This window comes from Streptomyces sp. NPDC052042 (assembly GCF_044548345.1).
In the GTDB taxonomy this organism is placed as follows: domain Bacteria; phylum Actinomycetota; class Actinomycetes; order Streptomycetales; family Streptomycetaceae; genus Streptomyces.
Window position 1 is genome coordinate 330,761 of sequence record NZ_JBIUBU010000006.1, and the last position, 16,773, is coordinate 347,533.

A 16,773-nucleotide genomic window follows, 5' to 3' on the forward strand; every position below is an offset into this window, starting at 1 on the left:
CACGCGCGGCGACGGGAGCCGGGCCGCGCCGTACGGGCGCGGCGGCGAGGTACAGCCGCGGCATCCCGGTGCCGGGACCGGCGGCATGTGCCGCAAACGGGGCGGACGCCGCAGGAAGGCGCACCAGTCCACCCAAGGCAGCGGCACGGGTCCGCTGATCGCCCGCCGCCAGGGCATCGGGCCCTGCTGTGAAAGGGAGGCAGTCATGGCGCGGGCAGTGGGCGTCGACCTGGGAACGACGAACTCCGTGGTGGCGGTTCTGGAGGCCGGTGAGCCCACCGTGATCACGAACACCGAGGGAGCGCGGACCACTCCCTCGGTGGTGGCGTTCGCCAAGAAGGGCGAGGTGCTGGTCGGTGAGGTCGCCAAGCGCCAGGCGGTGACGAATGTCGAGCGCACCGCGCGGTCGGTGAAGCGGCACGTGGGAGACGCCCAGTGGCGATTCCCCGAGTCCGGTGACATCGACGGCAAGCGATACACGGCGCAGGAGATCTCCGCGCGGGTTCTGCAGAAGCTGAAGCGGGACGCCGAGGCGTACCTCGGGGACGACGTCAAGGACGCGGTGATCACCGTGCCCGCGTACTTCAACGACGCGCAGCGCACCGCGACGAAGGAGGCCGGGCAGATCGCGGGCCTGAACGTCCTGCGGATCATCAACGAGCCGACGGCCGCCGCGCTGGCCTACGGCCTCGACAAGGAGAACGACCAGACGATCCTCGTCTTCGACCTCGGTGGCGGCACCTTCGACGTGTCGCTGCTGGAGATCGGTGAGGGCCTGGTGGAGGTGAAGGCGACCAACGGCGACACGCACCTCGGTGGTGACGACTGGGACCAACGGGTCGTCGACCACCTGGTCGAGCGGTTCAAGAACGGCTACGGCGTGGACCTGTCCAGGGACAAGATGGCATTGCAGCGTCTGCGCGAAGCCGCGGAGAAGGCGAAGATCGAGCTGTCGTCGGCGACCGAGACGACGATCAACCTGCCCTACATCTCGGCGTCCGCCGAGGGCCCGCTGCATCTGGACGAGAAGCTCACGCGCTCGCAGTTCGAGCAGTTGACGGCGGCTCTGCTGGAGCGGTGCAAGACGCCGTTCCACAACGCGGTCAAGGACGCCGGGATCAAGGTGTCGGACATCGACCATGTGATCCTGGTGGGCGGTTCGACGAGGATGCCCGCGGTGACCTCACTGGTACGGGAACTGACCGGCAAGGATCCGCACAAGGGCGTGAACCCGGACGAGGTCGTCGCCATCGGCGCCTCGCTCCAGGCCGGTGTTCTCAAGGGCGAGGTCAAGGACGTCCTGCTGCTCGACGTCACCCCGCTGTCCCTCGGTATCGAGACCAAGGGCGGCATCATGACGAAGCTGATCGAGCGCAACACCACGATCCCGACCAAGCGTTCCGAGATCTTCACGACGGCCGAGGACAACCAGCCGTCCGTTCAGATCCAGGTCTACCAGGGCGAGCGCGAGATCGCCGCGTACAACAAGAAGTTGGGTGTGTTCGAGCTGACCGGCCTGCCGCCGGCCCCGCGCGGTGTCCCGCAGATCGAGGTCTCCTTCGACATCGACGCCAACGGCATCATGCACGTCACCGCCAAGGACCTCGGCACCGGCAAGGAGCAGAAGATGACCGTCACCGGCGGCTCCTCGCTGCCGAAGGGCGACATCGACCGCATGGTGCGCGAGGCCGAGCAGTACGCGGAGGAGGACCGCCTGCGCAAGGAGGCCGCCGAGACCCGCAACCAGGCGGAGTCCCTCCTCTACCAGACCGAGAAGCTGCTGAAGGACAACGCCGACAAGATCCCCGGCGATGTGCGTTCGGAGACCGAGGAGGCCCTCGCGGAGGTGCGGGAGAAGCTCAAGGGCGAGGACACCGCCCAGCTCCGCGCCGCCACCGAGAAGGCGAGCGCGGCCGCACAGCGGATCGGCTCCGCCCTCTACGCGCAGGCCCGCGGCGGGGCGGCCGGTGACGGCACGGCCGGAAGCGGCTCCCCCGACGGTTCCGGGCCCGGTACGGGCGGGGGCGAGGACGAGGTGGTCGACGCGGAGATCGTCGACGACGAGCGAAAGGAGAGCGGCGGGTGAGCCGCGCCCGTGCACCGGAGCGTCGTGCGCTCGCGTGCACCGGAGCGTCGTGCGCTCGCACGCGGCCGGACCGGGTCCCGGTCGACCGACCGGTTCCCTGCGCCATCGCAGAAGTTGCTCCGTGCCGTCGGGTGATCAGCCGAGAACGAGCGGGAGTTGAGACGACGAGCGGGAGTTGAGGAGTCGAACCGCCGGTTCGACGCCGTCCGCGTTCGTCGGGGCGAGCCGTCCGGTGCCGGTCGGAAGAGCGTGCGCGTCAACGTCCGCATCGGAGAAGGACGCGGGGGTTCGACCGCATCCGGGCCGGGTGCGGTCCTCACGACGACCTGCTGGGTCGGAGGTCACGCAAAGCTGTCCGGGTCGGCTCTCGTCGGGGCGGCGGGCGGCTGTACAGACGCCGCCCGCCCGTCGCCCCTGCTCGGCAGGTCGCTCAGCCGGCGGTGTGATCGTCGGCCGTGGTGCCGATCCTCGCGGTCCTGCTGACCCACTGGGACAGGGTGAGCTGTGCGGCCGACTGCGTCCGGGCGCGTCGGCCGGACGCCACCCCACGGTGCTCGGCCCGGCCACCGGCGCCCGGCTCCTGCCCCTGGTTCCGGTCGGCGCGGTCGGCCAGCGCGTCGCGGAGCAGCAACAGGTGTGCGGGCGGGGTTCGGAATTCGGCCTTGGCCCGGTACGCGGGGCGGCTCGCCGGGTGTCCTCCCGAGGTGGCCGCCGCGTCGGCCCTGGCAGCGGCGGAGGCGGGCGTTTCGGCCGGTCGTTCGCCGATCGTGCTGCGCTGCTTGGTTGCAGTGAACATGGGAGGGGTTCCTTCCTGTGCTGCGGTGCCGGTCGCGCGGCCGTCGTGGCTGGGATTCGGGCACGGGAGTCCGGGGCGGGCGTCGTGCTGGGGCGATGCCGGATCGCCGGACGCGGGCCACGGTTCCGGGGAACGGCTCCCGGCAGCCGTGCGTCCTGCCGACTGCGTCGGAGGCACCCGCGTGTCGCGGTGCGTCCGTGAGTCGGATACCCCGGTCCCGAGGAGCGACACTCCGTGCTCGGTGTGCCGCTCAGGCGGGCGGGGGCGACCGATGGCGGCCGGGGAGGGGTTCGTGGCCCCCGCGCCGACGCCGTGGCGGCCGGTGTCCGGCCCGGCGGCGGTGGGGCGGCGGGTGGCGGCGGATGCTGTGCCGGTGAGGCGGGTCGCGTCATCCGCGTCGTACCGCTCTGCCGGGCCGTGTGCTTCGGTCATGGCGACACCTCCGTTCGCCATCCCACTCTCGCCCGGAGGCGACCCCCGGCGCGTCGTCCCGCCGCAGCGATTCCCGACTACCACGGCCGTGGTACCCGGACCGCACGCCTACCACCGGTGGGAACGGACTGTCACCGTGGCATCACACCGGCCCCCGCGACCGCGTGCACCTACGCCCCCATGCCCGCAACGCCCCCCGTTGCCCGCGTGCGCGCCCGCGCATGCGGCTACGGCTGCATGGACGGCTGCGAAGGTCCGGAGTCCGCCGCCGGACTCACCAGGCCGCACTGATACGCGATGACGACGAGCTGGGCCCGGTCACGGGCCGCCAGCTTGGTCATGGCCCGGTTGACGTGGGTCTTGGCGGTCAGCGGACTGACGAACAACCGATCGGCGATCTCGTCGTTCGACAGCCCCAGTGCCACCAGCCCCACGACGTCGCGTTCCCGCGGTGTCAGGCACCCCAGCCGCTCGTGCACCCCCGCCGGGCACGGCTCGGGCTGGGCGAGGAAGCGCCCGATCAGCGCACGCGTCGCCGACGGGGACAGCAGTGCCTCGCCGGCGGCGATCGTGCGGACGGCGTCGAGCAGTTCCTCGGGCCGGGCTCCCTTGCCGAGGAAGCCGCTCGCACCGGCGCGCAGCGCCTCGGCGACGTGCTCGTCGTCCTCGAAGGTCGTCAGGATGAGCACCTTCACCTCGCCGAGATCGTCGGCCTCACTGATGAGCCGTGTGGCTTCGAGACCGTCCATCTCGGGCATGCGGATGTCCATCAGGACCACGTCGGGGCCCTGCGCCCGTGCGAGGTCCAGCGCCTCCTGCCCGTTGGACGCCTCCCCCACCGTCTCCATGTCGTCCGTGGAGTCGAACAGCATCCTGAAGGTGCCCCGCAGCAGGGCCTGGTCATCGGCAAGCAGCACGCGGATCGTCATGCCCGTCCCTTCTCGGTGGTTCGCCCATGACCGGGCCGGGGCGCAACGGCAGCTCGGCCGTCACGGTGAAGCCGCCTTCCGGGCGGGCGCCCGCGTACAGCCGTCCGCCGACCGTGGAGGCGCGCTCGCGCATCCCGATCAGCCCGTGGCCCGCTCCCGGGTGGGTGTGGTTCGCCACGGTTCGCCCGTCGTTCTCGACCGTGATCGTCAGCCGCTCGGGCCGGTAGTGCAGGAACAGCCGGGCGTGATCGGCCCCCGCGTGCTTGTGCACATTGGTCAGGGCCTCCTGCACGATGCGGTACGCGGCCAGGTCGACCGCCGGGGCGAGCGGTTCGGCGACTCCGAGCCGGCTGTGGTTCACGGTCAGACCGGCCCTCTCGAACGACGCCAGGAGCGCCGGAACGCGGGCGAGGCCGGGCATCGGGTCGCGTGGCGTCACCGGGTCACCGGACTGCCGCAGCAGCCCGACGGTCACGCGCAGTTCGTCCAGGGCGGACCGGCTGGTGTCCCGGATGTCCTCCAGCGCGGCCAGGATCTTCTCCGGTCTCCGTTCCACGAGGTGGACCGCCACACCCGCCTGGGCGTTGATGAGGGCGATGTGATGGGCGACGATGTCGTGGAGTTCTCGGGCGATCCGCACCCGCTCGGCCGCCACCCGCTGCTGCGCCTCCTGTTCGCGGGTCCGCTCGGCGTGTTCCGCCCGCTCCTCCACCGCGGCCACATAGGCACGTCGTGAGCGCACCCCGTCACCGACGGCGGTGGGCAGAGCCGTCCACGCCAGCATCGCCGCGTTGTCGGGGGCCAGCCAGGAGCGCGGGTCGCACAGTACGGCGGCGCCCACGAGTATGGCGGCCGACAGGGGCGCCGCGGTCCAGGTCACGCGCCGGTCGGTGAGCACGGCGACGGTGTAGACCGACACCAGGACGGGGCTGATGACCAGCGGGCTCTCCCGGAATCCGAACACCTGGAAGGCCACCCCGCAGCCGACCGCCACGGCCAGTACGCCGACCGGGTGACGGCGCCGCCACACCAGCGCGGAGCAGCCGATGCCGGCCAGCACCACCGCCTGCCAGCGCAGGGAGAACTCGCGCTCGTGCGGAATGATCGAGGCGGCCACGACCGACAGGACGAACAGCACGACCAGGCCCACCGCCTCCATCACACCGAACCGGGACCGCTCCCCCCGCTTCCGAGCACTGTTCGCCGCCATGCCACCACCGTAGGGTCGGCGACCGCCCCGGGCATCGTCTCGCGGACGGGACGTTCGGCCTCCGCCACCGGTCGTCCGGCCCCTCCCGGCACCCCCGAAAGCCGGTGCCCACGCGTCCGCCGGGCCTTGGGCGGCGACCGGACCGAACGTCCGGCGGGGCCGTCACGATCGCCCGGCCGGATGCTCAGGACGGCTCCATTCGGCCGACGCCCGGCCGGTGCGGCGCCGCCGCGACGTCCCCGACACGCCGCTGCCCCACCCCGGCCGTTTCGCCGTGGGCGGGGCCGGGCCGGGCAACCTGCGGTACCACCGGTCGTCCGACGGGCGGCGGTTCGGTGGACGAGCGAGTGCGCGGGCGGACGACGCCGACGTACACCGGCGAGCGCGCGGACGGCCGACGGGCCGGATCCCCGGCCGGGGATCCGGCCCGTCGGCCGTCCGGCGTCGGTTCAGACGCCCTTCGTCGGGGCGATCCTCCCCACCCACGGCGACAGTTCGGTCGTCAGCCAGCGGAAGACCTGTGGCACCTGCCGCTTCCACAGTCCAATGGTGTGCGGTCCGGTCACCTGCGCCACCACCACCCGCGTCGGAGGTACCGCCGCCCGCCGCAGCGCGAGGCCGTCGCGATAGCCGTCGTCTCGGCTGCCCGAGAGGTAGAGCGCCACGCGCGGAGGCGTGGTCGCGTGGCGGAGGATCCACAACGGGTTGTTGACCCGCCGCAGCTCCGGGTCGCGGGCCGTGAGGGAGACGCGTTCGGCGGCCGGGTCGTTGTAGCCGGACAGGCCCACGGCGGCCCGGTACCGGTCGGGGTGGGCCAGTGCCATCTTGACGGCGCAGTGCGCCCCGGCCGAGAAGCCGGCCACCGCCCAGCCGCCGGCACTGCCGCGCGCGCGGAAGGTGTCGATCACCATCTGCCGGACGTCCACGCTCAGCCACGACTCGGCGTCCACGACGCCCGGTACGTTGGCGCATCCGGTGTCCTGACCGGCCAGCAGATTGGTGCGCGGTTCGACGAGGATGAACGGGGCGATCCCGCCGCTGCGCATCTCGGCCGCCAGCTGGGACTGAACCCGCAGGCTGCTGAACCACGCCTTGGCCGACCCGGGAAAGCCGCCGAGGAGTTCGACCACGGGGAACTTCTGGTGCCGGAACGCCGGCTGGTCGTACTGCGGCGGCAGCCACACGTACACCTCGCCGCGCACCCCCGACACCCGGCCGCGCAGCTGGGTGACACGGACGTTCGGCCCCATCCGGGGGTCGTGCGCGGGCTGGAACTCCTGGACGGTCTTCGGCTCGTTCGCCAGGTCCTTGTGGCTCCCGAGCCCGTCGCGCCCGAGGTCCGGGGCGGCGACGACGTGGTGTCCGGTGCCGAGCAGGTCGGACCAGCTGTCGTACAGCCCGTTGGTGTTGTTGACCACTACGAAGACGCTCAGCACGGCCGCTCCCTGCGCGAGGAGGACCATCGTCAGACGGGTCGCGCCGCGCACCACGGCGGGGCCGCGCACCCGCCCCCACAGCAGCAGGGGCAGCGTCACGCTGATCACGGCCAGCACGATCGTGGCCAGGAAGAAGGGTGTCCCCGTCAGGTTCATCACGGCACGGAGGATGTCGCACACAGGACGATGCTTTACCCGCTTTTCGACCTTTTTACGTCGAACGCGAGACGTCGGGAACCCCGTGTTGACGCCGCGACCTCGAAGAAACGTAGTATCAGCAGGTCATCGCCGCGACGGGAGACAGGAAGCCGGTGCGAATCCGGCACGGTCCCGCCACTGTGACCGGGGAGTGCAACCCTTCGACATGCCACTGCGCACGGCGCGGGAAGGCGGGGGGGAACGTCGATCCGGGAGTCAGGACACTGGCCTGTCGCGGGCCCGTTGTGAGGAGCGCGGACTCCCCAGGAAGGCTCTACGTGTACTTCGGCATGCTCGGCCGCCCCTGTTCTCCCTCTGCCCGGCCCCGTCGCACCCTGCGCGCCGCCGCCGGGGCCTTGGCCCTGACCACCGCCCTGCTGACGGCCGGCTGCGGCGCCGGTGACGACTCACCCGGAAAGCCACGGACGGGCGCGTCACCGGCCAAGGGTTTCCCCGTCACCGTCGACAACTGCGGCGTCACGACGACGTACGACGGACCGCCCTCGCGAGTGGTCACCATCCATCAGCACCCCGCCGAACTGATGCTCGCCCTGGGGCTGAAGGACCGCATGGCCGGTACCGCCTTCCCCGACTCGGCCGTCCTGCCCGAACTGAGCAAGGACTTCGCGGCCATACCCGAACTGGCGAAGAAGGAGCCGTCCTTCGAAACCGTCCTGGACGCGGAGCCGGACTTCGTCTACGGCGGCTACGGAAGCGCGTTCGCCGAGAACGAGGGCCGGTCGCGCAAGGCGTTCGCCGCGGCGGGCGTCGACACCTACCTCAACCGCGAGTACTGCGGCAGGAATCGGGTGACGATGCGGGACACCTACGACGAGATCCGCACCATCGGCGGCATCTTCGGCGTCCCGGACCGCTCCGCCGAACTGGTCGCCGATCTCCGCGGGCGCGTCGACCGGGCCGCCGCGGCGGTGAAGAACAGGCCCGCCGTACCCGTCTTCGTCTACGACAGCGGCGAGAAGACCGCCTTCACCGCGGGCGGGAAGGGCCTGGGCAACGACCTGATCGGCCTGGCGGGCGGCCGGAACGTCTTCGCGGACCTCGGCGACGTCTTCGGAGACGTCTCCTGGGAGCAGGTGGTGGCCCGCAAGCCCGAGGCCGTGGTGATCTACGACTACGCGGGCTCCGGCAGCGTCGAGCAGAAGAAGCGGTTCCTGCTCTCGCAGCCCGCCCTCGCCGACGTCCCGGCCATCAGGAACAAGCGGTTCGTGGTCCTGCCGCTGACCGCGACCCTCGTCGGCATCCGGTCGGCGTACGCCGTCGACGGCCTGGCGCGCGGCCTGCATCCCGAGAGCTTCCGATGACGCGGACGCCCGTGGGAACCGCCCCGGCCGATGGAACGGTCGAGGGGGCGGCCGACGGGGAGACGCGGCGCCAGCGGCGCCGCGGCAGCCCGTCGGGGCGCGTTCCGCTCGCTCTCGCGCTGACCGTCCTCGCGCTGCTGCTGGTGGCCTCCGTCACGGCGGGTCTGGCCATCGGCTCGGTGCGCGTACCGCCCGGCCAGGTGTGGGGCATCGTGACTCACGCGCTGGGCGCCGACTGGCGGGAGCCGTCCTGGACCCGGGCCCGGGAGACGATCGTCCTCGATGTGCGGGCGCCGCGGGTGCTGCTCGGTGCGGTGACCGGCGCCGGACTGGCGGTGGTGGGCACGGCCCTGCAGGCCCTGATCCGCAATCCGCTGGCCGAGCCGTACCTCCTGGGGGTGTCCTCCGGCGCGTCCCTGGGCGCGGTCTCCGTGATCGTGCTCGGCCTGGGCGCACTCGGCCCCGTCTCGCTGCCCGCCGCCGCGTTCGCCGGTGCCCTGGGCGCACTGGTGTTGGTGTACGCGGTCGCGCGCACCGGCGGCCGCATCACCTCCTCGCGGCTCGTGCTGTCCGGTGTCGCGGTCGCGTCGATCCTGACCGCGGTGACCAATCTGCTGCTGCTCACCACGGGCCGGGGCCACGAGGCCCGTGCCGTCCTCGCCTGGACCCTCGGCGGCCTGGGCGGAGCCGGCTGGGACGCGCTGTGGCTGCCGGTCGTCGCCCTGCTGCTGGGCATCACCGTCCTCCTGGTGCAGGCACGGAACCTGAACCTGCTCCTGGCGGGCGAGGAGGCCGCGGGCACGATGGGGCTCGACGTGGCCCGGTTCCGGGCACGCATGTTCATCCTGCTGTCTCTCGTCACCGGCATCCTGGTCGCGGCGGCGGGGCCGATCGGCTTCGTCGGTCTGATGCTGCCGCACACCGTGCGGCTCCTCGTCGGCGGCGAGCACCGCCGCGTCCTGCCAACAGCCGCTCTCGGCGGAGCCGTCTTCCTGATCTGGGCCGACATCGCCGCCCGCACCGTCGCGGCACCGATGGAACTCCCGGTGGGAGTCCTCACCGCGCTGTGCGGCGGACCCTTCTTCCTCTGGCTCATGCGCCGCGACGCCCGACGCAGCGCCGCAGGAGGAACGGCATGAGCGACACGACCGAACACACCGCCGGCGCCGCCCTGACCGTCGACGGCGTCACCCTGACGGCCGGTGCGCGCCACCTGGTCCGGGACGTCACCCTCCGGGCCCGCCCGGGTGAGGTCATCGGCCTGGTCGGTCCCAACGGCAGCGGCAAGTCCAGTCTGCTGCGCGCCGTCTACCGTGTGCTGCGCCCCGACACCGGACGCATACGGATCGATGACGCCGACGCCTGGCACCTGCCCGTGCGCGGGCTGGCGCGCATCCTGGCCGCGGTGGTCCAGGAACCGGCCACCGCCTTCGATCTGACGGTCCGTGAGGTCGTTGCCATGGGCCGTACACCGCACAAGGGGCTGTTCGACGGCGACACCGCCGAGGACGCGCGGCTGATCACCTCGGCGCTCGCGTCCGTGGACGCGACCGCCCTCGCGGACCACCCCTTCGACCGTCTTTCCGGCGGCGAGCGCCAGCGGGTGCTCATCGCCCGGGCGCTCGCCCAACAGCCCTCGCTGCTCGTCCTCGACGAGCCGACCAACCATCTGGACATCCGCCACCAACTCGACGTGCTCGGCGCACTGCAGCGGCTTCCCGCCACCGTTCTGGTCGCACTCCACGACCTCAACCTGGCGGCGTACTACTGCGATCGCCTCTACGTCCTGCGCGGGGGTGAGGTCACGGCGTCGGGCCCGCCCGCCGACGTGCTGACCGCGGAACTGCTGCGTGAGGTGTACGGAGTGGCCGGCGAGGTCGTCGTGCATCCCCGCACGGGAGCACCCCAGGTGACCTTCCTGCCGGGAGAGCGGTAGCCCGGCCGGCCGACGGCGGCCGACGACTCCGCTCCCTGAACGGGCGGGCGACGGAGGGCGGTCCGGCACCCGAGTCGCGTACGCCGGACGCCCGGCCGCCGCACAACCCTGGCTTCCCGGCCCGTGGTCCCCTCGCGGTGCGTGTCGTCCCGAGGGCCACCCGGAATGCGGAACGCCGTACGGCCCCTCCCGCGGAGCGCTCCCGCCGCACGACGCACCCACCCCTTTCCCGTGGCCTGTTCGCCGATCGGCCGACTGTCATTCACTAAACGGAAGCTGACTGTCCGTCACCGTGCATACAATTCCTGGCGAACACCGGGTCCCGACAGTCCGCCCGGTCCGCACCACCGAGCCCGGCCGAGCCGACAAAGCCCGGTCGCGGCGCGCGCAGTACTTCCTGACCCGAACCGGTTGTCCGGGGACACCCTCGCGGCCGGCCGACAGTATGGAGCACTTTCCGTGATGGAGCGTACGAGGCGGTCGAGCACTCTGATCGTCGGGGGAATGACAGCGGTGCTGCTGACGGGTTGCGGCCCCGAAGACCAGATCTGGCCGTCCGAGAGCAAGGGCAGGATGGTCGTCGGCATGTCCGACGGCATCCTCGCCACCGATCCGGCCTCGGGGTACGACCCGGGTTCGTGGCTCCTGTTCAACAACGTCTTCCAGTCGTTGATGAGCTTCCCTCCCGGTTCCTCCACCCCCGTCCCGGAGGCCGCCGACGACTGCGGGTTCTCGAACGGCAGCAAGACGTACACCTGCACCTTGCGCGACGGGTTGAAGTTCAGCAACGGCCACAGCCTCACGTCCAAGGACGTCAAGTACTCCTTCGACCGCACCATCGCGATCGACGACCCGGCGGGCCCCTCGCCGATGCTCTCCACCATCGCGTCGATCGACACTCCGGACGACAGAACGGTCGTCTTCCACCTCAAGGTGCCCGACGCGACATTCCCCAGCAAGATCGCCTCGGGTGCCGGTTCCATCGTGGACCACCAGGTCTATCCCAAGGACCGCCTCCTCGACGGCAACAGGACGGTCGGCTCGGGGCCGTACAAGCTGGACTCCATCGACAGGTCGCAAGCCGATTTCTCGGTCAACTCCGACTATCACGGGAACGCCGAGGTGAAGAACTCCGGTGTGACGCTGAAGCTCTTCCGCGGCGACCAGCAGGCCCTGAGGTCGTCACTGGAGAAGAGCGAGGTCGACATCGCGTACCGCGGCCTCACAGCGAAGGCGGTAGCCGCCCTGGACTCCTCGGCCGCCGCCAAGAAGGACGGCATCAAGGTGGTGCAGGGAAGCAGCGCCGAGGTCCAGCACCTGGTCTTCAACATCAGCGACCCCGTCGTCGGCGAACTCGCCGTGCGCAAGGCCATCGCCCATCTCGTCGACCGCTACTCCCTGGTCAGCAAGGTGTACCAGGACACGGCGACACCGCTCTACTCGGTGGTCCCGGTCGGCATCACCGGCCACGGCACCTCGTTCTTCGACGCGTACGGCGACAGCCCGAAGCCGCAGAGGGCACGGGAGGTCCTTCGCGCGTCCGGAATCAACGAGAGGGTGAAGCTCACGCTCTGGTCCACCCCGAGCCGCTACGGACCCGCGACCGACGACGAACTGCGGACGATCGCCGACCAGTTGAACCGAAGCGGACTCTTCGACGCCCAGATGAAGTCCGTCCCGTTCAAGCAGTACGAGAAGAACATCGCCGAAGGCAGGTACGGCGTCTATGTCAAGGGCTGGGTCCCGGACTATCCCGACCCCGACAACTTCACCCAGCCGTTCTTCGGCAAGGACAACGTGCTGTCGAACAACTACGAGAACAACGAGATAACGGACCAGATCATCCCGCGGACCTCTGCCATGACCGACCGCGCGAACACCCGGCAGGACTTCATCAAGCTCCAGGACATCGTGGCGCGGGAGCTGCCGTTCCTGCCGCTCTGGCAGGGCCAGCAGTACGCCGTCGCCCACGAGAGCATCCGGGGGCTGCAGAACTGCCTGGACACCTCGACGGTCTTCCGCTTCTGGGAGCTCAGTTCCGCGAAGTGAGGCCGGCACGGCCTACGTGTGCGGGCGTCTCGCGCGTGCGGCTGGTTCCGCCCCGAGGAGCGTCGGCGCGTCGGGTGCTGAGCGGTGACCGCCACACCGATGGCGCACGTCCGTCTGATCGACATCGCCCCCACGGAAACATGGGCCGTCGACCGGGTCGCGCAGGAGAGACCGAGTCCGGGACGGCCCGTCCGTCCTTTCGGCAGATCCCGCCTGTGCGACCCCCATCGGACACCCCTTCCCTGTGGATCGTCCGCATTCGTACGGGTTCCTTATCGCTTGCGGCATACATGGCGTCGCGATTGGGTTGAAGGGAACCGTCGTCGTACCAGGAGCTGCCATGTCGATGTCGTCATTCGGTTTCGGCTCGTCGGACCCGTTCAGCGAATTGCTGAACCGGTTCTTCGGTATGTCGCCCGCGTCGTCGCCCCCGGCGGTGCAGCGGGTCCCGATCGGGCGGCTGCTGACCGAGTCCTCGCTGCGCCTTCTCCAACTGGCCGGGCAGCGGGCGGTGGGGGACGGGACGTCCGACCTCGACACGGAGCACCTGCTGTGGGCGGCCACGAAGGTCGATCCGGCGCGTACTCTGCTCGCACAGGCGGGCACGGATCCCGAAGCGCTCGCGTCCCGGATCGCGAAGATCCTTCCCCGGGAGTCGGGCGAACCGTCCGCGGAACCGGGGCTCACGCCCGCGGCCAAGCGCACCCTCACCGCCGCGTACGCGCGCTCCCAGGCGGCCGGGGTCTCCTACATCGGTCCCGAGCACATTCTGGGCGCGCTGCTGGACGACCCCGACTCGGGCGCCTCCCGCCTGTTGGAGGCGGAGGGCCAGGACGTGAAGCGGCTTGCGGGCCTCACGGAACACACGGCCCGGGCCGACGGGGCGCCGACCGAGAGCAGAAAGGCCGCCACCACGCTCGACGAGTACGGACGCGACCTGACCGAGGAGGCGAGGGCCGGGAAGCTCGACCCGGTGGTCGGGCGGGCCGAGGAGATCGAGCAGACCGTCGAGATCCTCTCGCGGCGCTCCAAGAACAACCCCGTGCTCATCGGGGAACCGGGGGTCGGCAAGACCGCCATCGTCGAGGGCCTGGCCCAGCGCATCGTGGCCGATGAGGTCCCCGACGTGCTGAAGGGGAAGCGGGTGGTCTCCCTCGATCTGTCCGGTCTGGTGGCCGGGGCACAGTACCGCGGGCAGTTCGAGGAGCGCCTGAAGCAGGTCATCGAGGACGTCCGGACGGCTGGCGGGGAGATCATCCTGTTCATCGACGAGCTGCACACGGTCGTCGGCGCGGGTGCGACGGGCGAGGGCTCCATGGACGCGGGCAACATGCTCAAGCCCGCTCTGGCGCGCGGTGAACTCCATGTGGTGGGCGCGACGACGATCGACGAGTACCGCAAGCACGTCGAGAAGGACGCCGCGCTCGAACGGCGCTTCCAGCCCGTGATGGTGCCGGAGCCGACGGTGGAGGAGACGGTGCAGATCCTGGAGGGGCTGCGCGACGCGTACGAGGCGCACCACCAGGTCCGCTTCGCCGACGGCGCGCTGGCCGCCGCCGCGGAACTGTCCGACCGCTACATCAGTGACCGGTTCCTGCCCGACAAGGCGATCGATGTGATGGACCAGGCCGGCGCACGGGTGCGACTGCGCAGCGCGGGCCGCTCCACCGAGGTCGTCAGCCGCGAGGACCGCGTCGCCAAGCTGCGGCGGGAGCAGGACCAGGCCGTCTCGGCCGAGGACTTCGACAGGGCGGCGGAGCTCAAGCGGGAGATCGCCGAGGTGGAGAGCGAGCTCGCGGGCATCGAGGAACGCCGCGAGGGGGTCGTCTCCGTCACCGCCCGCGACATCGCCGACGTCGTCTCCCGGCGCACCGGGATCCCGGTCTCCCAACTCACGGCCAGCGAGAAGGAGAAGCTCCTCAAGCTGGAGGAGGAGATGCACTCCCGCATCGTCGGCCAGGACGAGGCCGTGACCGCGGTCTCGCAGGCGGTGCGCCGCAGCCGCTCCGGCATGGGCGACCCGAACCGCCCGGTCGGCTCCTTCCTCTTCCTCGGGCCCACCGGCGTGGGCAAGACCGAGCTCGCCAAGACGCTCGCGGAGCTGCTGTTCGGCGACGAGAACCGCATGGTCCGCTTCGACATGAGCGAGTTCCAGGAGAAACACACGGTCGCCCGGCTGCTCGGTGCGCCTCCGGGATACGTCGGCTACGAGGAGGCCGGGCAGCTCACCGAGAAGGTCCGGCGCCATCCCTACAGCGTGGTCCTGTTCGACGAGGTGGAGAAGGCGCACCCCGATGTCTTCAACACGCTGCTCCAGATCCTCGACGACGGGCGCCTGACGGACGCCCAGGGCCGCACCGTCGATTTCCGGCACTGCGTGGTGATCATGACGTCCAACATCGGCGCGCATCGCATCCTCGATCACCGGGGCGACGTGTCCGACCTGAAGGACGAACTGATGGGCGAGCTGCGGGCGCGGTTCCTGCCCGAGTTCCTCAACCGGATCGACGACATCATCGTCTTCCACGGTCTCGGCGAGGACGACCTGGCGCAGATCGTGGACCATCTGCTCGACCAGAGCAAGCGCCGGGTGCACGCGCAGGGCATGAAGCTGGAGGTGACGGAAGCCGCCAAGAAGCTGCTGATCGCCCACGGTCATCAACCGGAGTTCGGCGCCCGCCCGTTGCGGCGCACCATCCAGTCGGAGCTCGACAACCGTATCGCGTTGCTGCTGCTCGGCGGCGATGCCGAGCCCGGTGACACGATCGTGGCGGACGTGCTGGACAACTCGCTCCACTGCACGGTCGTCAGCGGCGGTCCGGACGGGGCGGACGGCGAGGGGGGCGGCGCGAACGGCGACGAGGCGGTCGGCGACGCACCCGAAGGGACGCGGCGGGACCCGGACGGAACGGCCTGACCCTGCGGAAAGGCGGATCGCTGTGGACACCTGCGACGACGGCCTGAAGCGGCGCACGTCCCGGGTGGGGCCCGCCCCCTCGAAAGCGCCGGCCGCCCCTCGGCTCCCGGATCAAGCAGCCCGCCCGCGAACTGGTCCTCCTCGCCCCCGTCGGGACGCGCCGAGTCCTCCACCGACCCGCTGGAGGACCGGGGAGGCGTGCCGGCCGCCTCCGCCCGGCGGCACCGGAGCGTCGCAGGGCCGAGCGGGCAACACGGGGGCCCGGCATCTCGTGGGGACGGAGGCCGTGCGGCCCGCGGGTCGGACGTCGCACGCGCCGAGCCGACCCGGCGGTGGGAGCGAGCTCGGCGAAGGGGTCCGCCGAAGGCGCGAGGCAAAGGCGCCTGACGGACACGTAGCACCAGGTCAGCGCACCCGGCCCCGCGGCTTCAGGGGCACCGGGGGCAGTTCGGGGGCCGAAAGGCGATCGCCGTCGTAGCCGTGCACCTCTCCGAAGCGGGAGCCCTCCATCCAGCTCTTTCGCGCCGCCTCGATCTCCTCCTGGGAGCGGCCGATGAAGTTCCACCACATGATGAGCTCCTCCTCGAACGGCTCGCCGCCCAGGAGCATGAGGCCCGCGTCGGAGTCCGCGCGCACGGGCAGTTCGCGACGTCCGCAGCCGAGGTAGAGCATGGAGCCGGGCAGGACGGGTACACCGTCGACCTCCGCCTGACCGGACATCGCGAGCACCGCGTACTCGAAGTCCGGTTCGACCGGAACGCGGACGTCGGCACCGGCCGCGAGGGCGAGGTCGGCACCGACGATCGGGGTGTACGCCGTGCCGGGTGAGGCGGCGCCGTCGAGCTCGCCCAGGATCAGCGTGGCCGTGAGACCGGGGGCGGTGACGACCGGCAGGTCGGTGTGGTGCTGGAAGTGCGGCTCGACGTGGCGGTGCGCGTCCGGCAGGGCGACCCAGAGCTGGGCACCGTGCAGAAACCTCGCATGGCTCTTCGGGCTCTCCTCGGAGTGGCTGATGGCCCGGCCCGAGGTCATCAGGCCCAGTTCGCGGGGGCGGATCGTCTGGAGGCTGCCGAGACTGTCCCGGTGCAGGACCTCGCCCTCGTGGAGCCAGCTGACCGTCTGCAGACCCATGTGGGGGTGGGGCGGCACCTGCATCCCGGGCTCGTCGGCGATGTCATCGGGGCCGTAGTGATCGACGAAGGCCCACGCGCCGACCATCCGCCGCCCCAGGTTGGGCAGCAGCCTGCGGACCTCGGTGGACTCCCCCAGCTGGACATGGCGGGGTGCGAGCAGTTCACGTACGGGCTCGGCTACGACGAAACCCCGCCCTCCGCAGACGGAGGGGACGGCCTGGCGATCGAGATTGCTCATGGCGCTCAACCTATATCTAGGGTGGCAGCTGCTCTGGCCTGGCCTGGTACGCGAATCGAGTGATCAACTGGGAGAGGAGTGGGAAACGGCG

Annotated in this window: 11 protein-coding genes and 1 riboswitch; of the genes, 6 read left to right on the forward strand and 5 right to left on the reverse strand. The window is 71.0% G+C overall.

Features of this window, described 5'->3' with window-relative positions; translation table 11 throughout:
- Positions 1-205: 205 nt before the first annotated feature.
- Positions 206-2,086, forward strand: a complete 1,881-nt coding sequence (gene dnaK, locus ACIHCL_RS14195; RefSeq protein WP_399861192.1) for a molecular chaperone DnaK — start codon at positions 206-208, stop codon at positions 2,084-2,086.
- A 430-nt stretch (positions 2,087-2,516) separates the two neighbouring features.
- Here dnaK and ACIHCL_RS14200 read toward each other — a convergent pair whose 3' ends face one another.
- From ACIHCL_RS14200 to ACIHCL_RS14215, 4 genes are all read right to left on the reverse strand, one after another.
- A complete protein-coding gene (locus ACIHCL_RS14200) occupies positions 2,517-2,882 on the reverse strand; it encodes a hypothetical protein (protein WP_399861195.1) in 366 nt (121 codons plus the stop codon).
- A 659-nt stretch (positions 2,883-3,541) separates the two neighbouring features.
- Positions 3,542-4,243: a response regulator gene (locus tag ACIHCL_RS14205; protein ID WP_399861198.1), complete on the reverse strand. Its 702-nt coding sequence runs from the start codon at positions 4,241-4,243 to the stop codon at positions 3,542-3,544.
- Positions 4,215-5,453: a sensor histidine kinase gene (locus ACIHCL_RS14210; RefSeq protein WP_399861201.1), complete on the reverse strand. Its 1,239-nt coding sequence runs from the start codon at positions 5,451-5,453 to the stop codon at positions 4,215-4,217. The genes ACIHCL_RS14205 and ACIHCL_RS14210 overlap by 29 nt, the downstream gene beginning before the upstream one ends.
- A 449-nt stretch (positions 5,454-5,902) precedes the next feature.
- Positions 5,903-7,045, reverse strand: coding sequence for an alpha/beta hydrolase (locus tag ACIHCL_RS14215; RefSeq protein ID WP_399861249.1), 1,143 nt, complete (start codon positions 7,043-7,045; stop codon positions 5,903-5,905).
- 106 nt (positions 7,046-7,151) lie between these two features.
- Positions 7,152-7,335: riboswitch (cobalamin riboswitch) on the forward strand.
- 42 nt (positions 7,336-7,377) lie between these two features.
- Here ACIHCL_RS14215 and ACIHCL_RS14220 point away from each other — a divergent pair.
- The 5 genes from ACIHCL_RS14220 to ACIHCL_RS14240 all read left to right on the forward strand — a co-directional run bounded on the left by ACIHCL_RS14220 (position 7,378) and on the right by ACIHCL_RS14240 (position 15,311).
- Positions 7,378-8,409 carry an ABC transporter substrate-binding protein gene (locus tag ACIHCL_RS14220; protein WP_399861251.1) on the forward strand — a complete coding sequence of 344 codons (1,032 nt, stop codon included), beginning with the start codon at positions 7,378-7,380 and terminating at the stop codon, positions 8,407-8,409.
- A complete protein-coding gene (locus ACIHCL_RS14225; RefSeq protein WP_399861204.1) occupies positions 8,406-9,548 on the forward strand; it encodes a FecCD family ABC transporter permease in 1,143 nt (380 codons plus the stop codon). The genes ACIHCL_RS14220 and ACIHCL_RS14225 overlap by 4 nt, the downstream gene beginning before the upstream one ends.
- Positions 9,545-10,345: an ABC transporter ATP-binding protein gene (locus tag ACIHCL_RS14230; RefSeq protein WP_399861207.1), complete on the forward strand. Its 801-nt coding sequence runs from the start codon at positions 9,545-9,547 to the stop codon at positions 10,343-10,345. Before ACIHCL_RS14225 ends, ACIHCL_RS14230 begins: the two co-directional genes overlap by 4 nt.
- 462 nt (positions 10,346-10,807) lie before the next feature.
- A complete protein-coding gene (locus ACIHCL_RS14235; protein WP_399861210.1) occupies positions 10,808-12,394 on the forward strand; it encodes an ABC transporter substrate-binding protein in 1,587 nt (528 codons plus the stop codon).
- Positions 12,395-12,734: 340 nt separating this feature from the next.
- Positions 12,735-15,311 carry an ATP-dependent Clp protease ATP-binding subunit gene (locus ACIHCL_RS14240; RefSeq protein WP_399861212.1) on the forward strand — a complete coding sequence of 859 codons (2,577 nt, stop codon included), beginning with the start codon at positions 12,735-12,737 and terminating at the stop codon, positions 15,309-15,311.
- A gap of 405 nt (positions 15,312-15,716) precedes the next feature.
- On the opposite strand, the gene ACIHCL_RS14245 is transcribed toward ACIHCL_RS14240, so the two are convergent.
- Positions 15,717-16,682, reverse strand: a complete 966-nt coding sequence (locus ACIHCL_RS14245; protein ID WP_399861215.1) for a pirin family protein — start codon at positions 16,680-16,682, stop codon at positions 15,717-15,719.
- Positions 16,683-16,773: the final 91 nt, after the last annotated feature.

Bases quoted from the DNA above. Each gene is read 5' to 3' on its own strand.
- dnaK (WP_399861192.1), top strand. From the start codon at position 206: ATGGCGCGGGCAGTGGGCGTCGACCTGGGAACGACGAACTCCGTGGTG.
- ACIHCL_RS14200 (WP_399861195.1), bottom strand. From the start codon at position 2,882: ATGTTCACTGCAACCAAGCAGCGCAGCACGATCGGCGAACGACCGGCC.
- ACIHCL_RS14205 (WP_399861198.1), bottom strand. From the start codon at position 4,243: ATGACGATCCGCGTGCTGCTTGCCGATGACCAGGCCCTGCTGCGGGGC.
- ACIHCL_RS14210 (WP_399861201.1), bottom strand. From the start codon at position 5,453: ATGGCGGCGAACAGTGCTCGGAAGCGGGGGGAGCGGTCCCGGTTCGGT.
- ACIHCL_RS14215 (WP_399861249.1), bottom strand. From the start codon at position 7,045: ATGAACCTGACGGGGACACCCTTCTTCCTGGCCACGATCGTGCTGGCC.
- ACIHCL_RS14220 (WP_399861251.1), top strand. From the start codon at position 7,378: ATGCTCGGCCGCCCCTGTTCTCCCTCTGCCCGGCCCCGTCGCACCCTG.
- ACIHCL_RS14225 (WP_399861204.1), top strand. From the start codon at position 8,406: ATGACGCGGACGCCCGTGGGAACCGCCCCGGCCGATGGAACGGTCGAG.
- ACIHCL_RS14230 (WP_399861207.1), top strand. From the start codon at position 9,545: ATGAGCGACACGACCGAACACACCGCCGGCGCCGCCCTGACCGTCGAC.
- ACIHCL_RS14235 (WP_399861210.1), top strand. From the start codon at position 10,808: ATGGAGCGTACGAGGCGGTCGAGCACTCTGATCGTCGGGGGAATGACA.
- ACIHCL_RS14240 (WP_399861212.1), top strand. From the start codon at position 12,735: ATGTCGATGTCGTCATTCGGTTTCGGCTCGTCGGACCCGTTCAGCGAA.
- ACIHCL_RS14245 (WP_399861215.1), bottom strand. From the start codon at position 16,682: ATGAGCAATCTCGATCGCCAGGCCGTCCCCTCCGTCTGCGGAGGGCGG.